Source organism: Streptomyces sp. NPDC058008 (assembly GCF_042886395.1).
Taxonomy (GTDB): domain Bacteria; phylum Actinomycetota; class Actinomycetes; order Streptomycetales; family Streptomycetaceae; genus Streptomyces.
Window position 1 is genome coordinate 26,596 of record NZ_JBHVQX010000016.1, and the last position, 16,975, is coordinate 43,570.

Consider the following 16,975-nt stretch of genomic DNA (forward strand, 5'->3'; position numbering starts at 1 on the left):
TACGGCGAACGGCAGCTGACCGTGCTGCCGATCGCTCCGCCGACCTGGCCCGCCGCGCCGCTACCGCCGCTTACGGCGCCGAGACCGTCTCCTATGTGGGATTGGCTCGTCATGGGGCGGGATACGTGAAGTTGGGTGTTCCGGACGGGCTGTGGGAGATCGCGGAGCCACTGATCCCGCCGTCGACGGTGCGGCCGCAGGGCGGTGGGGCCCAGGACACGCCTGGTGACACGCTGTTCGCCACGATCATCTGCGACCTGGTCAGCGGATGCGCCTGGCGAGCCCTGCCACCGTGCTCCGGGATATCGAAGTCGACGGCCCACCACAGGTTCCTGATCCGGTCGAGAGTCGGTGTCCGGGGCCGGCTGCGCGAGGAGATCCTGTACCGCCCGGACGACACCGGCCTGCTCGACCTCTCCCGCGCGGTCCTGGACTCCGCGCGCGTGAGGGCTGGAAAAGGGGCGAACTCACAGATCCGAGACCCGTGGACCGGGGCAAGCCGGGTTCCAGGACGCACGTCTCGGACGCGAACGGCCTGCGCCTCCTTGTCGGCGTCTGCGCGGCCGACGTCCGCGACAGCCTCGCGCCGAAGCCCATGATCACCTGTCACCAAAGGGGACACGACCCCCACCGCGGCCGCTGCTTCAAGCCCCGGCATCTCCACGCGGACAAGGCATACGACGTTCCTCACCTGCGGAAATGGCTACGGGGCAACCGTGTCGGTGTCCGCATCACCCGCAAGGGGGGCGAGTCCAGCAAACGCTTGGAACGCCGCAGACGGGTCATCGAACGCTCGTATCTCGCCGTCGATCTGGACACCCTGCCCTTGAACCAGCCCGTTCCCGCCGCGTATCTGCTGAGGAGCCCTCAGCACAAGGCAGCTCGTCAACTCGAAGCGAAACTGGGCCATTCAGTGAGCCTGCCCCAGACCGTCGATGAAGGCGTTTTCTACTCGCTCTTCCTCATCGGGCGGACCAAGGGCTACGACACCCACTGGCGAGCCACCATCACCTGGTGGGACGGCTAAGACATCCACCGCCGCACCCTCTCCGGCCGGGACGGCAAGGACCTCCGGGTCGTCCCCACGGACGACAACCGATCCGGCTGACACCCGGTATCCGCCCAGCAGGCCAGCCTGCTACCTGCGACGACACGTAATCCGGCACACCATCCCTGAACGTCTCGACCAGCAGGGACACCGGAAGAACCGAGGTTCACGAGGCGGTCGGCCCACCGCTTTCGACAGCGAGCGCTGCAAGAAGCCCAACACCGTCGAACGCACGATCAACCGCCTCAAAGACTTCCGGGCCGTCGCGACCCGCTACGAGAAGCGCGCCTACATCTACCTCGGCACCATCACACTCGCAGCCCCTCGCCACACGGATCCGCACATGATGCGAGAAACAGGACCTGACGAGCCGACAGTGCCCACACCACCGTTCACCATGCACGAACTCGTACGTCCGCACACCCTGATCACGGAACCATCTCGGTGCCTCCACTTTGCCCTCGCGAGCGTCATGATGATCTCTCCACGACGCAAACCCTGAGGACCCCGTGCGCACCAGTACCATCACCGCGCTCATCGCGGCAAGCTTGCTCGCTTCCCTAACCGCATGCGGCAGCGAAGACCCGTCATACACCGTCAGTTTGCACAGCAACAAGGATGGTTCGGCCACGGCCTACTTGAACCTGCCTGATGCCACCAGCGACGATGCGGAAGCGGCGATCCGCGACTACGCCACCACGATCAACGGATCGGAGTGGGTGACCATCCTGGTTTCCGAGGAAACCGGCCCCGACGGCAAGCTCATATGCAGCGCCACCTGGATGAAGGACGAGAAGGCCGCGCAGAAATGGGGCGGTCTCTTCAAGTCCGACACGTGGCCCGGTCTCGACGTGCGGTGCCCCCATCGCAGCCAAGAGAGCACCTGATCTGTGTAGCGGGGGTAATTCAGCATGATTGACGACCTCGTGCACGATGGGAGACGTCGCTGCGTCCGTGCAGGTCAACGGCTCGGGCGTCGCGGCAGTGCAAGCCACCGGCCTGCGGTGGCGCCTATCGTGCACGAGGTCGTTAGGGCGCGCCGGTACACAACTTGCCGTCGAACACCCCGCTTGGACAGCAGGCCGACCTGAATGACAGCCAGCCAGACCCTGATCCTGCTCGTGAAGAGCATCCCATCGATCCGCTCGCGTCGCGGCCGGCGACGGCGCAGGCCCGGCAAACTCCACGTCGACAATGGCTACGACTACGCCCACCTGCGGCCATGGTGAGGCACTGCTTCTTGGATCATGTTCGAGGCCGGATGACGAGGGCTGCGAACGCGACGGTACCGAGGTAAACGAAGGCGCGTTTCTCGTAGCGGGTAGCGACGGCCCGGAAGTCCTTGCGGCGGTTGATGGTGCGCTCGACGATGTTGCGTTTCTTGCAGGGCTCGCTGTCGAAGCCGGTGGCGCGGCCCCTCGGGAGCCTCGGTTCTTGCGGTGTCTTTGCTGGTCGAGGCATTCGGGAATGGTGCGCAGCATGCTGCGGCGTCGCAGGTACCAGTGGGTTTCTGCGGGACGTGTGCGCCTGCCGACCAGGACGCGGTCGGGCCGGGTACGAGGCTGGCCGACTACGGTTCGGGACACCGATACCTGCTCCAGGACCCGCTAAAGCTGGGGCCCGTCACTGTGGCGTCCGGGTGTCAGAACGAACGCGAGGGGCCGGCATCGCCCCTCGACGACGAGGTGGATCTTGGTGGTGAATCCGCCGCGGAAACTCCCCAGGCACCCCCTGATCTGACCACCACCTCCAACCGGGCGACCCGTTTCCGCAGTACTGGATCGATGTGGTTCGTCCCCTGCTCTGCCCCCTTTTGAGGAACGGCGGCGGGGGGACACCCTTCCTCGCACCGGCGGCGTGCTGATGGGCTCGTACCGCTACCGAGTCCACCGGCACGTCCCCGTCGATCCCGCCCGTCGCGTCCTGGGCTGCCTGGACGCGGGACAGCAGCATCTGCAAGGTCCTATCGGCTGACCAGAGACGATGCCGTTTGTGGACCGTCTCTCACGGCGGCCCGAACCGCGGGGACAGATCCCGCTACTGCACCCGGTCCGCCATTGGTAGAGATGCCCGTTGATCACCCGCCGGTGGTCACTCCACGACCACCCCGCGCACCACCAGGGGGCAGGAACGACTCGAGCCGATCCCACTCCGCATTCGTCATTCCCACCACCCTTGAAGTAAGCCTGGCTCCCAACTCCCCACCCATGTCGTGAGATCCGAGAAACAGTGCCTAGTCGGTGCCGCCGCCCCACAGCACGAAGGACCAGGACCAAGCCTCAGTCTCCTACGCCACCGGCGTCCCGGTCGCGGCAGCGGCGATCGTGCCGCCGCCCCAGAAACACGTCCCGCCGGTGATCTCACACCGATCTCCCTGCTCCGGCTTCGTGACCGCCTCGGCCAGGAGCACCTCCCAGCGGGCCGCAGTCGTCGCCGTTCTCGTCGATGCGGTGAGGGCAGGGGTCGCGCTCGTATCCGGTCCGGATCCCCTCCCCGGACCTCAGAGGCCCGTGTGGGGCGTTTGCCACTGGAGCGCGGACGATGCGGATGTCGAGGATGTACGCCTCCGTTGGCCAGCTCTCGCTCACCTATTTGGGTGAATAGACCGCCGCGACATCTGCGCGTCCCGAACATCGCCCGGCTCGGTTGGACACCAGGCGGCACCGCCGTATCCGCCGACTGCGATCACCCATACTCAACCTGTCGCGTAAATGGGCTCATGACGGTTTTAAGCCTATTCTCCGGGGCGCCCTGGTAGGACGGTACGAGGTCGATCAGGCTGGGTCTGACCAATCGCTTCTGTTTGATGCTCCAGAGGAGACGAACGTGCGCGCTTACTACCGTGTCGGTGCTGTCGCCGCTTCCTTCGCACTGGCGGGCGGAGGACTGTTGGGGGTGGCCTCGCAGGCCGCAGCCTCCCCGTCGGCGCTTTCCTGTAGCTCTCCCAGTTATCTGACCGGAAGTGGAGGACACCGCGGCGCCTCCATCAGGTGTACGGGTGCGGCCTTCACCGGGGTCGTCGACTGCTACAAGCCCGGGTACGGCACCTACCGCCACTTCGGCAACCGTGCGGAATCCGGTGGGACATCGACCACCTGGTGTGATCTGAACGCAACTGTCTCGTTCGCGGGGGCCACACCCGCCTAAGGACTTCAGTCCGAAGGGTCTGGTCAACTGCGCCGACTGCGCCCTGCCCAACCTCTCCGTACTGACGTCTTCTGGCTCGGGTAGCGAGCCGGCGACGACGTCACGACCCCGGCATCGCGACTGCCGGGGTCGTGGCGGTTCGCGTCGTAGCCACGGCCGTACAGCTGTCCGCAGCCCTCGGGACGCGGCAACGTGTATCGGTGTGTGGTCGCCGTCTTCCGCAGGTTCGTTTGGCACCGGGCTGAGCCCCCGCCGGCACTGCCAGCAAACCGGCCGCCTCGGGGGGCCGTTCCTCTCCGACCAGGTCAAGCCGCACAGCGTCGTGAGCCGATTCTCGTCATCGTCGGAGGCTGCGTGGCAGCCGCAGTGTCGTAGAGGCGCCCCCGACCAGTCGTGTAGGGCCTCGGTGGCGGTGCCGTGCATCACGAGGGCAGGGCTTTTCCCTCCGGCGCCTTGGCTGGCCCGAGCAATAATGATCAACCTCGTAAGTCGTGACGAAAAGCCCCCAGGGTCAGAGGCGGCGGTCACGGGTGTGGGGCTACGGGCGCCACTGGGGCCGGTAGTCCGGGTGGTCGGCATGTGCCTGCGCGAGGTGGCGCACTGCCATGTCGACGGCCATGCGTTGCATGCTGGCCGCGTAGCGATTGAATGCGTCCGGAAGCCCTTCACTCGTCTCGGGCGATGTGTACTGCTTCAGCAGGCCTCGTGTCGCTTCAACCTCACGCAATACCTGTGCTGGGTCGTGCAGGGCGATGTGTTCGACGCGGGCGGCGTCCTCGTCGGAGCCGCCGAACTCCGGGCCGGCAGTGACCAGAGGGGGGACGTCATCGTCCGAGGACGCCGCGGAGTAGATGCCCGTCCCCCATGCCTGCCAGGCCTCTCCCTTGCCGCCGGCGGCAACAGCGGCCGCCTCCCGTTCGTCGAGCCGGGCTCGGAGGAAGGCCATCAGGTCGGCGGTCATGCAGTGCTCCCGGGCCGGTTGGCGGGGTCCTCGTCGTGTGGGTAGTCGGGGTGCTCGACGTAGGGTGCGGCAAGCAGCCGAAGCTGAAATTCGGCGTTCCGGCCGGACAGCCCTGCGGTTCCCAGGTAGGGCGCCACGGTGTCGTCAAGCAACGCGAGGCGCGCTTCAGCGACGGCGACGGAGAAGCGAGCGTGCTTGGCGGCGTCCTCGGGTGCGACACCGAAGCGTTCGGGCTGCGTGAGCACCACGTTGCCGGCGAAGCGGGCCTTCTCCAGCTCCTCGTCGAAACGAGACCGGATGAAGACCACAAGGTCGAGGGTCATGCGGAGCTCCTTGAGTGGTTGAGCCCGGCGCGCGCATGGCTGTTCCGGGTCCATGCCGATGATGACCTTGATACCGAGGTCGGAGAGGTTGGACCGGTAGCCGTCCCGTGGGGTCGGCGCGGCAAGCGGGTACGGGCCTTGACGCGTTCCCTGATGTGGTCGCACTGGATGAGCCACTGGTCCCGGACCGGGCTCCGGCGTGTCTCGTACACGTCGCCGCACGGGTAGCGCAGCTCTTCGTGGGCGACCTGCTCGAGGTGGTCGGTCTTGATCATGCAGGACTCCTGGGTTGGTCGGTCATCTTATTCGACCGTGGCGCCCTCGTTGCCTTTGGCCGCACGGGTGAGCGTTGTCCCGCATGGCGAACATCCTCTTCGTGCGACGCCCCTGACCAGCTCCGAGAGTTCAGGACGGGTCCTGCTCCCGGGGTTATCGCGGGCGTTTCCAGGGCGCTCGGCCCGATGGTGCCTCGCCGGTGTGAGCCGGAGACACAGCAGAGGGTGGAAGCGGAAGCCGCCTTGATAGGCGGTGCGGCCGACGCCTTGTCGGAAGACTCACTGTCGGAGTGGCAGCTGATCTGTCCGGCATGTGCCTGCGGGAATCGACCTACCGTCACGCGTGGATGACCTGCGCACCGTCCGTTCCCGGCGTCATCGCGGGTCCGACCGGGCAAGGTGGTAACCCGGGTGGGGCGGGTGTCCCACTGGGCGTGTGGCTCCCACCGCGACCGTGCTTCACGCGGGGCCCCGTCCTCCGTACCACCCCTGCGCGAGTGATGGCGCGGTACGGTCCCTGCCCGGGAGCCGTGTGCTTCCGCGGCCCGACCGGCCTCCCGCGTGCCCTGCCCCTCCGCCTGCGTGCACGCACCCCCACGCGGAGGGAGGACGGGGTGACGTTCCACGGATCGGTTTCTAGTGCCGCATCAGGCAACGTTCGCCTCTTCGGGCGTCGACTGGCAGTCGGCCAGACGCCCACATCCAGTCGTAGGAACGGAACTGTGTCGGCCAGTACTCACGTAGGGTGCCTGGGTGTTCAATCGGCTTGAGGTCAGTGTGTTGCCACCGGGACCCCGATGGGCTGCCCAGTTGTCTTTCCGGATCGATGGCGAGGAAGTGGTAGCTGCGGCGATCGGAGAGGGAGGCCGCGGCCCGTTTGTCGAGGAGGCGTTGCCGGCCCAGGGTCAGGGGCCACTCTGGGCGATCGGCGAGGGACGTCGTGTAGTACTGGGTGAGCCCGAGTGCACGGGCGGATGCTGTGGCTATTTGTCTGTGTTCGTGCAGCGTCACGGTGGGATCGTGGAGTGGTCCGACTGGCAGGTACCCGTTGACGAGGCGCACCCTCCGGTTTTTCACTTCGACGCCGATCAGTACGACGCCGAACTAACCCGCGCGCTGACCAAGTTTGCCTCGTAGCAGTCCGCCGCGTGGGTAGTTCCCTGCGCGGCTGGCCAGGCCAGAATGATCACGTGGCTGGACGTGTACAGGTCCGTGAGATCGATGACGACAAGGGCAGACGGCTGCTGCGGATCATCCGCAGGGGCACCGGGTCGGTGGTGACCTGGCGACGGGCCCAAATGGTGCTGTTGTCCGCGCAGGGGATGCCGGCGGCGAGGATCGTCGAGGTGTCTTTCACCAGCGACGACCGCGTCCGGGACGTGATCCACAACTTCAACACGGACGGTTTCGACTCGCTGTATCCGAAGTACTCCGGCGGCCGGCCGAAGACGTTCACGCTGCCCGAGCGCCGCGAGATCAAGAAGATCGCCAAGTCCAAGCCGACCGAGCACGACCTGCCGTTCTCGACCTGGAGTCTGACCAAGCTGGCGGACTTCCTGGTCGCCGAGGGGGTGGTCGACGACATCAGCCACGAGGGCCTGCGCATCCTGCTCCGCGAGGAAGGCGTCTCTTTTCAACACCTGAAGACGTGGAAGACCTCCCGCGATCCGGACTGCGCGGCCAAGAAGGCCCGCGTCGAGCACCTCTACGCGATCGCCGACGGCGAGGTCGTACCCGATGACGGTGAAACCGAAGTCGTCTTCTGCGTCGACGAGTTCGGGCCCCTCAATCTGATGCCGCATCCAGTCGGCAGTGGGCCGAACGGGGCGGCAAGCGCAAGGACCCTGACCGCGAACCCCGCCGACGACGCCGGGCCACCTACAACCGCTACGGCGGAGTGCGACACCTGTTCGCCGCCCTGGACCTGGCCAAGGACAAGCTCTATGGCCACATCAAGCCGGTCAAGAGACGGACCCGGTTCCTGGAGTTCTGCCGGTATCTCCGCAGCCTTTACCCGCCCCAGGTCCGGATCGCGATCATCAGTGACAATTCCTCACCCCACCTGACCACGAAGAAGTGTCAGCGCGTCGGCACCTGGGCCGCGACGAACAACGTCGAGATGGCCTACACCCCGGCCAACAGTTCCTGGCTCAACCGCATCGAAGCCCAGTTCACCGCCCTGCGCTACTTCACCCTCGACGGCACCGACCACGCCGACCACAAAGAGCAGGGCAGCATGATCCGCCGCTACATCATCTGGCGAAACCGCCACGCCAACGACCAACGCCTACGGACCGTCATCGACAGGGCAAACGTTGCCTGATGCGACACTAGAGCGGGCCTTCGAAGAACCCGAGGACGCTCGCCCGGTCGAACTGCCGGGCTGCCACGTCCTTCCTGGCGATGGTCCAGTACACGTAACCGTCGATGCGGCCGCTCCACTGGGCCAGAAGCGCCCAGTCCTCGGGGCCGGGCAGCTCCCATGGCCCGGCCCCACGGTCCTGCGCCTCCCCCGCAGCCTCGGCCGCCCACGATGCCGACGCCGTGACGGGGTCGGCCTCACCGTAGGAGTCGGTGGAGTAGCCGTCGATCTGCAGATGAGTCCCCTTCAGGCGCCCCCAGTCCTCGTAGCGCACCTGCGACCATGCCCGGCGCAGCTCCGCGGCGTGGGGATGCCGTGCCGGGTCGTAGAGCACCGAGTTGTCCGGCAGGGAGACGTCGTACTGGAGCCGTAGCTCTCCGTGCAGGAGGTGGTCCGTGTCGCTCCACGGGTGGTTCGATGCGGGCCCGTGGTTCCGGGGGCGTTCCGTGACGGGCGTACCGGCCGGGACGTACAGTGCTTCGCCCGAGGCGTCGCACTCCTCGACGTCGATGTGTGCGAACAGCAGGAGATGGCCGTCGGGGGGCAGGGGGAGGTTCGTCGCGGCCTCGGGTATCGCCGCGAGGTCCAAGGAGGCGATGAGGCGCAGTCGCTCCGGGATGTCGGGGGCGTCGGCGGGCAGCAGCACGGGGCCGCCCAGGCGTCCGACGACCGGGCCGTCCACGTCGGTCGCGAGGGTCGCGCACGGGCGAGCGGCGGCGAGCCACCTCTCCACGTCCGGGGACGGGACACCGCTCGCGAGGGCCTGTGTACGGACGCGGTTCAGTTTGTCGAGCATCTCGGGTCTCATACGAGGAACCTAGCGGCTGTCCGGGAGCGGGGTTCAGGGGCTCCCGGGGACCATGCCGTGCTGGTGGGCCCAGATGACGGCCTGTACGCGGTCCCGGACACCGATTTTGGTCATGGCCCGTCCGAGGTGGGATTTGACGGTGCTGGTTTCGACCACCCATCTTGTCGGCGATCTCGGCGTTGGACAGTCCTCCTGCCAGGAGTTGGAGCACCTCGGTCTCCCGGCGGGTGAGTTCCTGGCCGGTCACGAGTGGTGCGCCGCTCGGGGGTGTGCGGCGGACGAACTCGGTGATGACCCTCCGGGTGACGGTCTGGTCGAGGACACCGCGGCCGTCGGCGAGGCGGCGGACGGCGTCGATCAGGTCGTCGGGGTCGGCGTCCTTCAGGAGGAAGCCGCCGGCGCCGGCCTCGAGGGCTCCGAACACGTACTCGTCCAGGTCGAAGGTGGTCACGACGAGGACCGATGGGGCCTCCGGTCCGGTCGACACGATCGCGCGGGTGGCTTCGATCCCGTCGCCTCCGGGCATCCGTACGTCCATGCACACGACGTCCGGTGCGAGCCGGGCTGCCATGTCGACCGCGGTGGGGCCGTCGGTGGCTTCGCCGACGACCTCGATACCGTCCGCGTGTTCCAGGATGTAGCGGAACCCGGCTCGCACCATCATATGGTCGTCGGCCAGCAATACGCTGAAGGTTTCCGTCCCCAGCGTCTCAGCGCAGCAACACCTCGCTCGTGCGGGAGAAATGCTTGTCTCTCGGCCTTCTGCGACTCGCGTCAGCGGGCCTGGGGCGAGGGGGCGTCCTGGTCGAGGATGTGCACCAGTTGGTCGACGGTGGCGGGCATGTGCAGGTGCAGAAGGGCGAGGTCCAGCCCCTCATCGCCGAGGACCGTCAGCAGGGCGCGGTCGCCGACGGCCTGGATGAGGACATGACGTCCGGCGCAGCGGGTCGTGACGTCGCGGAGTGTGCCGCCTTCGGCTTCGTGGGCCAGGCGTTGGCCGAGGCTGAGGGTGGCGGCGGAGAGCGCCGCGATGGATTCGGGGTGGACGGTCGCGGCGTCCGCTGCGACCAGGAGGCCGTCGCCGGTCGACAGGACGAGGTCGTGCACTCCCATGACCCGTTCCCGCAGAGAGGTCATGATCTCGACGAGAGGGTCGGGGTGCGAGGTGCCGGACATGTAGCTCCTGGTGTGGTGGAAGAGTGGTCCAGAGGAGGTCAGGGTTCTGGACTGTTGATCAGTCGGGTGTGGACGCGGCGTAGCACGCTGATGTCGGGCCGGTGGGCGTCGACGCCGTCCGGCGGACGGGGCAGGGTGCCGGGGCGGCGTACCGGCAGCGGGGTCGGCCGGCGGTCACGGCCGTGGGCTTTGAGGCGGCGGGCCAGTAGCAGGTTTCGGGCCTTGGCCTGTGTCCGGCGGCGCGCGTTCACGAGCGGTCCGTTCCGCCCAGTTGGTGGGCGCCGGGAGTGCGCCGGGGCAGGGTGACCACGGGGGCGGGTTCAGCGTTGCGGGCTTCGGGGGCCGGGGCGCGCGGGGCCGTGCTCGGGCGGGTGTCCTTCACGGCAGTGGTCTCCTCGAGGAGGCCGAGGGTGTGCATCCGCGCGAGGTCGAGCATGACCGCGTATGTCCCGCGCCCCAGGGCGAAGGCCAGATCGCGGGGCGTGCGCCGGTCGTTGGCGGCCCGCAGCAGGGTCCCGTACCGGGACGGGAGCAGGGTGGGGACCGGTTCGGCGGGCTGGACGCGCAGAGTGGCGAGGGTGCTCGCCGGCATCCACAGGCCGTCAAGGGTGGCGAGGCGGCGGGTGGTCTCCGCGGCGATCCGCCGAGGGGCGAGCCCGGGGCCGCTGACCGGCACGGGGACCGGCCCGGTGACCTCCCAGCCCTGGGGTGGGGCGAGGGCGAGGGCGAAGGCGGCGTCGAACACGGCTGCCACGCAGAGGACTTCGAACTCCGTCGGTGTCAGCAGGCCGCGGGCCGACAGTTCGTCCGCGAGTCGGCCCTCCTCGTCGCGGCAGGCTGCCAGGACCGTGGTCCAGGCGGTGTCCGCTACGCGCCCCGATCTGAGAAGTATCGATTCCGCGCCGGGGGCGCCGGGGGTGTCGATGCTCACGACAAGCCCTTGCCGTACATGTATCTGACCACCGGGCGCGCCTGCGACGAGTACCGTGCCGTCGCGCTTCTGGTCGTGCAGGGTGTTGAGCACCGCGGAGACGTTGCGCGGTCCGTCCGCCCGGGTGGTCACGCTGCCTCCTGGGCCGGGTAGAGGTCGAGGTGGCGCAGTACCAGGGCCAGGTTGGCGCGCTCGCGCTCCAGGGCCACCACCAGCAGCAGGGGGTCGCCGCAGCCGGGCAGTACGCGCAGCACCAGTTGGTGCCGGGCGCCGGTGACGACCACCGTCTCCAACTCGCCCTCGGCACCGGCTGAATGTAGCCGTTCATCGACGAGTACGGCCAGTCGGCAGCATTCGTCGGCGCCGAGGTCCTGGGGGCCCGCCGCACCGTACGACAACCCGGAGACCCCGTCCACCAGGGAAACTCCCGTCACTCCGGGCACCTGAAGCAGGCGACCCAAAGAGTCTTCGACCGAGGACACTGGTCCCGTCCCTCCCTCCCGAGGCTTCACTTTCGGACAGTCAGCACAGTAGTTTAAAGATCAAGCTCGAGACAGGGCTTCTGGATGTTTTTGTGACATGACGCCGATGTATGACATGAAGTCGATACGGCGCGAACGTGACCGAGAGGCAGCGCAATGACCGTCGAGACAGCACTCAAGGAAGCCATGGCGATCGACGGGGCCCTGGGCGTCGCCCTGGTCGACTACGAGAGCGGTATGTCCCTGGGGACGCTCGGCGGCGACGCGGGCCTGGACCTGGAGATGGCGGCGGCCGGCAACACCGAGGTCGTCCGCGCCAAGATCCGTGCGCTGACGGCGTTGGGCATGCAGGACACCATCGAGGACATCCTGATCACCCTCGGCCTGCAGTACCACCTCATACGCCCCCTCGCGAGCAGCAGCGGCAGTCTCTTCCTCTACCTCGCGCTCGACCGCGGCCGAAGCAACCTCGCCCTGGCCCGTCACAGCCTGAAGCGGATCGAGTCCTCCCTGGACATCTGACCGGCCGTGCGGCAACTCCTCCGTGACGCGCGGGACTACCACCGCGGCGCACCCCGAGGCGCGGGGCCGGTGGACGTCTGCCGGAAGCCGGACCCGCGCCGGGTACCGAGGAGGCGTCACCGGGTACTCCCCCGGGCGCTCCACCCGACGGGCACGCGGCCGACCGGTCGAACCGACGAGACGGCCGGCCCTGCCGGGCTCAGGCAGGAGCGGGCACCTTGTGATTCCCGGACGACGGCAGACGGCCCTCCGTCATGTCGGCCGGGAAGGGAACGAAGCCGGGCACGGACGTTATCCCCTGACGGCACGCTGGGGAGCAGTCGGCCGTCCGAGGCCGCGGCTCAGGACCAGGTCCCCGTGTTCTGGTTCCCGGCGTTCGCCGCGCCCAGTCCTTGCGCGAGGCCCTGCTCCGCGGCCCCGTGCTCCAGTGCCCTTCGCTCCCCCGAGCCGCTTCTGCGCCGCAGTGCGACCAGGCACGCCCCGACCGCGACCGCAAAAATGATCACCATGGAAATGATGAAGATCATGTCTCCCCCGCCTGTCCGGCTGAACCGTTTTTCCGGCCCCTGCTGATTCGCATTGTCGCCCGCCGTCGGCTCACGGAGAAGCCCAGCTCATGCCTGGGCTCCGGATACGCCGTACTTTCGGCTGCCGGACGCACCGGGCGTGTCGGTACCCACCGCATCTCCTCGTGGCGGCGAAGGTGGCGTTCACCTGCTTGCGCAAGGCCGCGTGCGTGTCGGCACGATTGATGACGAGGTGCCACACCCATCGCCGTGTCGCCTCCTGCTCGCTGTGCTTGCCCGTCAACACGACCTGCTCGATCCCCATGGTCGTGCCCGGTCGGCCCGTACAGGACCAGCGGCAGCCGCCGGGCTTCACCTGCTTGGTTACGGGTCCGACGCGGTAACGGCAACCACTCCCCCGCCGACCTCGCCGGGAGCGGCCACGCCGTCGGCACGCACCACTGCGCTCGCGGTCGCGGTCGCGGCCGCCCGGAACAGGTGCCGCGTACGGCCAGAGGCCGAGGAACGCGTACAACGGTCCGCCAGCACAGCCGCCCCTCCCCCGTCCTCACGTACGGCGGTTCACCCGAGAGCCGACAGGATCACCCACCGCGCGGTGCCGGTCACGTCCGTCACCGTGGGCCGGACCCCGGCGGTGCGGCAGAGGAGTTCGAGGGTGTCGTCGAACGCGGCCTCCTGGGGATCGTCCGCGCCCATCGCCTCCAAGGCCGCTCGGACCTCCCGGGTGGTCGGTTCCTCGGCCCCCTCTTCGGAGTGGTCGGCCACCACCTCTCCGTCGCGGTAGACCAGGAAGGTGGTGTCCGCGTTGATGCTGCTGGAGCAGGACACGGCGAAGGTGCCTTGGGAGAGCGCCGAACTGTCGGTCGCCGGGTGGCCCTTGTCCTCGACGAGCAGCGTGTGCGGGCCGAGAGCGAAGGCGGCCAGGCACACGTCATCCATGCCGGCGTCATCGATCTCGCTCTGCGTCAGCAGGTCCTCCCAGGTGCCCGTTCGGATCTGGTCCGGGTCGGCGCCCAGCCGCACCAAGGCGTCGTCGGGTGTCGTGTCGTGCACGACGGCGGCGCTGTAGTACGCCAGGCCGGTCAGCTCATCCATCCACGCCTCGAAGTCCTCGGCCGGCTCCTGCGCGGCGGCTCCTGATTCCGTCACCTCTTCGCCGTTGCGCCACACGAGCGTGCCGTCCGCGCGGCGCAGCAGGACTTCTCCGCTCTCCACGCGCAGTTCGTCGGCCGGACCGGCCAGCGGGGGCCGCTCGGTGTCGTCGTCGAGGATCCGCAGCATGCCGTCCTCGTCCAGGTGCAGTCCGGGTCGCTGTGCCTCTCCAAGGTGTGCGTACCAGAGCCAGGTGCCGTCGGCCCCGAACAGCACCAGGCGTCGGTCGTCGTGGTGGCCGAGCACCGTGCTGCCGTCGGCGGACGTGAGGGTGTGCTGGCGGAGAGTCTGCCCCCTGAGCATGACGGCGCCGCGCGGGGTGTCCACGGAAGGTGCGCCACAGGAGGTCTGTGTGTCCGCCGACCACACCGCCCGGCCCTCCATGTCGAGCAGTTCCACGCGCCCGTCGTCCCGGACCACCAGCCGCCGGGCGCCCGAGCCGTCCGTTCCGGAGCGCCAGACGGGCGCGCCGTGCGGGTTGTGCACCACGAGGTCGCCGTCGGCCGTCAGTTCGGCCCAACCGCCGTCGGCCCAGTGTGTGCCTGTCGACCACACGTCGCGGTGCTCGGCGTTGCAGCGCAGCACCAGGTCGCCGCTTCCGAGGTGGGCCAGGGTGTGTGAGCCGGAGGGGGAGGTCAACGACTGGTGGCGCAGGCGTCCGCCGGCCCCGAGCTCCGGTCCGCCGTAGGTGTAGGGGGCTCCTGCGGACACCGGTGTGGCCGGGCTCTGGTTGCCCTCGTGCCACAGGACGGTGCCCGCCGCGTCCGTCAGGCACAGCGTCCGGGCCTTCACCCCGGTGCCGTTGACCGGGAGCATGAGCCAGCCGAGTACGGTGCCCTCCTGCTCCAGCCAGTCGACCAAGGGCCCGGCCAGGGCGTAGCTCCCGCCGCCGCCATTCGGCCAGTGTTCGCCTATCCGGAGCCAACCGTCCTGTTCCCGTACGACGGTCCTGCGCTTCTTTCCTTCGCTGAGCAGGTAACTGTCGGCGGTGATAGCGGCCGCGGGCGCGCTGTCCCGCAGCGCGAGCGCTTCGACGGGACCGATGCGTGAGTTGCACAGGCGCACATGCTCGCCGCTGAGCAGTTCCAGGTCCCCCGCGTCGGTGAGGATCAGGACATGGGCACCGGGCGCGGCGATACCCGAGCGCCAGACGGTGTCGTGATTCTCCCCGGCTTCGACCTGGACCTCGCCGCGGTCGCCGAGCAGCAGTCGGCCTGCGGCACCCGCCCGCCAGGTCACCTCGTCCAGCTCGGTGTCCGTGATCACGGCGACGCCCGCCGCGTCGTAGTGGAGGACGAACCGTCCTGAGGGCGCGCGCAGTTGTTCGTCTGCGTAGAGGCGGTTGAACTGGATGATCTCGCGCATGATGACCTCTTCTTGTGCTGGGCGTCGCAGGCGTGTCGTGCTTGATCTCATCGTGCCGGGTGCCACTGACAACCGGCCCGGCACTGTGGCCGCGCACCAGTTCACGGGGCCGGCGGACGACAGCTCACGGGGCCGACGGTCGTCGGGCCCACCCCGAAGGCCGTCGGGCGCACGTGAAGGGTCACCCCCACGTGAGGGAGGTCGGGCCACGTCCCCTCGGGAGAACCGTCTCGTCCGGCTCGAGGACGCCCAGGGGCAGATCCGGCTCGGCGAGATCGCCGTGAGCCGTGAGCCGTGAGCCGTGGGCCGTGAGCCGTGACAGCTGTGACAGTTGTGATCGAGGCCGGTCTCACCGGTGCGGAGCGGAGGATCACCGCCACACGCCGCCTCGCGGCCCCGCAGGGCTACCCGCCCCATCCCGGCGTGCCCGACTCTGGTGACGTCGCCGCGTGCGTCGGCGGTGACCGGCGGAAAATGAGGATGCAAAGCAGCAGCCCTGCGCAATACAACAAGGGGATGACCGTCTTCCACTGCTCCGCGTGCGGCACCGCGATGACGCCGGAACTGACCGAACTCACCGCCGTCCCGGACGTCTCCGACGACGAGCGCGACCGGGACAGGGAGACACGCCGGGCGCCTTCCACCGTTCCCCTGGGTCACTACGCGATCGATCCCGAGCCCTGGGGAGCTCCCTATGTGGTGCAGGACGATCAGGGGAGCCCGAAGCCCGCTCAGTCGCGTGGATTTCTCGTCTGTGGAGAAGAGGGCTTCGTCACCTCGGCAGGAACCCGGCAGACGGTGCTGGTGCACCCTGACGACGCCGCAAGCCTTCGGCCGCTGCCCGACTGGGCGCGCAGCAGGGGGTGCTGCGGTCCCTCAGGCGACAAGGGGCTCAACCGGAGCTGTCCTTGCGGTGCTCCGGTCGCGACTCTCGCGGCCGACTGCTACGGGCCCTGCGAACTTCACCTCGACCCCGTCCGGACCTACGCGTTCTCCTGGTAGGACCGCGAAAATCACGGGTCTGCGACGCACTCGACTCGCCCGGAGGAACTCGGCCACCCGGCTTCTTCACGGCCGTTTCCCGTTGTGGACTCCAGCTCCCGGGCGGGGCGGCCACCGAGCCGGACCGGTTCGAGATAGGACCCCGCTCGGCTCCCTCGGCCCTGGCCCTGCGCGCCACCGCCATGCTCCGGACGATGACCACGGGGTACGTCGACGATGCCGTCGCAGAGCTCCCGGCCGACGCCATGAGTCAGTGGGTGCGTCGGACCACGGGTACGTGTCAGTGGTGCATCGGGCAACAGGAACGTGTCAGTGAGTGCGTCGGAATGATCGGAATGACATGACGTCATGGGTGACGATCGCGGTCTGCCCGTCGGAGCCGGTGACGGTGCGTCCGGCGGCGTCGCCTGGTTCGGAGTTCGGGTGCCGCCAAGGTGCCGTCGAGGTGAAGCACGGCGACGACATGGCCGGGGCGGGTGGTGGATGTCCTGGTCGGCCTGCCAGGACCAGGCCGGTCGTGGGGTGTTCGTTCGCGATCAGCGGTCCGCCGGGCGCTGCGGCCGGGGCGTCGCGGCGCGCGGGACGGTCTCCCGGGCGATGGTGACAGGGGGCGGATCGGAAGTAGGTGGTGGTGGCCAGGTCCCCGCGCTGTCAGGAAGTGTCTCGGAGGGGACGGCGCTCGGACAACAGCGCCTGAGGGAAGCCGCCGAGTGCCCCGATCGCCCGGTCGCGGAGACCTGTCTGCCGGATCCGGGTCCTGAACGGCCTTCGTCGGCGGGTGCGGCGCGGTCATGAGGTCCGGGCCCGGAAGGGCCGTAGGCCAGGCACGCTGTGCCCGGGTTGTGTACATCTTGAGAACACGGGGCGATACCGGCCGGCACCTTCTCGGGTGGG

General features: G+C 68.5%; 12 protein-coding genes and 4 pseudogenes. 6 read left to right on the top strand and 10 right to left on the bottom strand.

The features are described from left to right. Positions 1–111 precede the first annotated feature (111 nt). Together ACFVS9_RS17735 and ACFVS9_RS17740 are read left to right on the top strand one after the other, a co-directional pair. Positions 112–796, top strand: a pseudogene (locus tag ACFVS9_RS17735) (transposase); the annotation flags it as partial. A 761-nt stretch (positions 797–1,557) separates the two neighbouring features. Continuing rightward, positions 1,558–1,935: a hypothetical protein gene (locus ACFVS9_RS17740; protein WP_389933292.1), complete on the top strand. Its 378-nt coding sequence runs from the start codon at positions 1,558–1,560 to the stop codon at positions 1,933–1,935. 358 nt (positions 1,936–2,293) lie between these two features. Here the strand turns inward: ACFVS9_RS17740 and ACFVS9_RS17745 are convergent. From ACFVS9_RS17745 to ACFVS9_RS17755, 3 genes and pseudogenes are all read right to left on the bottom strand, one after another. Next, positions 2,294–3,212 (bottom strand): annotated as a pseudogene (locus ACFVS9_RS17745) (IS5 family transposase). Positions 3,213–4,733: 1,521 nt separating this feature from the next. Then, the gene (locus ACFVS9_RS17750) at positions 4,734–5,156 is read right to left on the bottom strand and encodes a DUF6221 family protein (protein ID WP_389933295.1); all 423 of its coding nucleotides are present in this window, start codon (positions 5,154–5,156) and stop codon (positions 4,734–4,736) included. Beyond that, entirely contained in the window at positions 5,153–5,479 is a 327-nt protein-coding gene (locus ACFVS9_RS17755) for a DUF6221 family protein (protein ID WP_389933298.1), read from the bottom strand. The genes ACFVS9_RS17750 and ACFVS9_RS17755 overlap by 4 nt, the downstream gene beginning before the upstream one ends. Before the next feature lie 1,028 nt (positions 5,480–6,507). Here ACFVS9_RS17755 and ACFVS9_RS17760 point away from each other — a divergent pair. Together ACFVS9_RS17760 and ACFVS9_RS17765 are read left to right on the top strand one after the other, a co-directional pair. After that, a complete protein-coding gene (locus ACFVS9_RS17760) occupies positions 6,508–6,891 on the top strand; it encodes a hypothetical protein (protein WP_384126615.1) in 384 nt (127 codons plus the stop codon). Between the two features lie 53 nt (positions 6,892–6,944). Continuing rightward, positions 6,945–8,077 (top strand): annotated as a pseudogene (locus ACFVS9_RS17765) (IS630 family transposase). Between the two features lie 7 nt (positions 8,078–8,084). Here ACFVS9_RS17765 and ACFVS9_RS17770 read toward each other — a convergent pair. The 5 genes and pseudogenes from ACFVS9_RS17770 to ACFVS9_RS17790 all read right to left on the bottom strand — a co-directional run bounded on the left by ACFVS9_RS17770 (position 8,085) and on the right by ACFVS9_RS17790 (position 11,465). After that, entirely contained in the window at positions 8,085–8,924 is an 840-nt protein-coding gene (locus ACFVS9_RS17770; protein ID WP_389933302.1) for a DUF1963 domain-containing protein, read from the bottom strand. Positions 8,925–8,957: 33 nt separating this feature from the next. Then, positions 8,958–9,588, bottom strand: a pseudogene (locus ACFVS9_RS17775) (response regulator). A gap of 110 nt (positions 9,589–9,698) precedes the next feature. Beyond that, positions 9,699–10,100 carry a roadblock/LC7 domain-containing protein gene (locus ACFVS9_RS17780; protein ID WP_383112927.1) on the bottom strand — a complete coding sequence of 134 codons (402 nt, stop codon included), beginning with the start codon at positions 10,098–10,100 and terminating at the stop codon, positions 9,699–9,701. A 247-nt stretch (positions 10,101–10,347) separates the two neighbouring features. Beyond that, positions 10,348–11,163, bottom strand: coding sequence for a hypothetical protein (locus tag ACFVS9_RS17785; RefSeq protein WP_389933305.1), 816 nt, complete (start codon positions 11,161–11,163; stop codon positions 10,348–10,350). Beyond that, positions 11,160–11,465: a hypothetical protein gene (locus tag ACFVS9_RS17790; protein WP_389933308.1), complete on the bottom strand. Its 306-nt coding sequence runs from the start codon at positions 11,463–11,465 to the stop codon at positions 11,160–11,162. The genes ACFVS9_RS17785 and ACFVS9_RS17790 overlap by 4 nt, the downstream gene beginning before the upstream one ends. Positions 11,466–11,669: 204 nt before the next feature. Here ACFVS9_RS17790 and ACFVS9_RS17795 point away from each other — a divergent pair, with 204 nt between their 5' ends. Continuing rightward, a complete protein-coding gene (locus ACFVS9_RS17795; protein WP_389933311.1) occupies positions 11,670–12,035 on the top strand; it encodes a hypothetical protein in 366 nt (121 codons plus the stop codon). Positions 12,036–12,376: 341 nt separating this feature from the next. Here the strand turns inward: ACFVS9_RS17795 and ACFVS9_RS17800 are convergent, their stop codons facing one another. Then, positions 12,377–12,562 carry a hypothetical protein gene (locus ACFVS9_RS17800; protein WP_389933314.1) on the bottom strand — a complete coding sequence of 62 codons (186 nt, stop codon included), beginning with the start codon at positions 12,560–12,562 and terminating at the stop codon, positions 12,377–12,379. 561 nt (positions 12,563–13,123) lie between these two features. Continuing rightward, positions 13,124–15,079, bottom strand: a complete 1,956-nt coding sequence (locus tag ACFVS9_RS17805) for a DUF6461 domain-containing protein (protein WP_389933317.1) — start codon at positions 15,077–15,079, stop codon at positions 13,124–13,126. A 516-nt stretch (positions 15,080–15,595) separates the two neighbouring features. On the opposite strand from ACFVS9_RS17805, the gene ACFVS9_RS17810 reads away from it, so the two are divergent. Beyond that, positions 15,596–16,081, top strand: coding sequence for a hypothetical protein (locus ACFVS9_RS17810; RefSeq protein WP_389933319.1), 486 nt, complete (start codon positions 15,596–15,598; stop codon positions 16,079–16,081). Positions 16,082–16,975 lie beyond the last annotated feature (894 nt).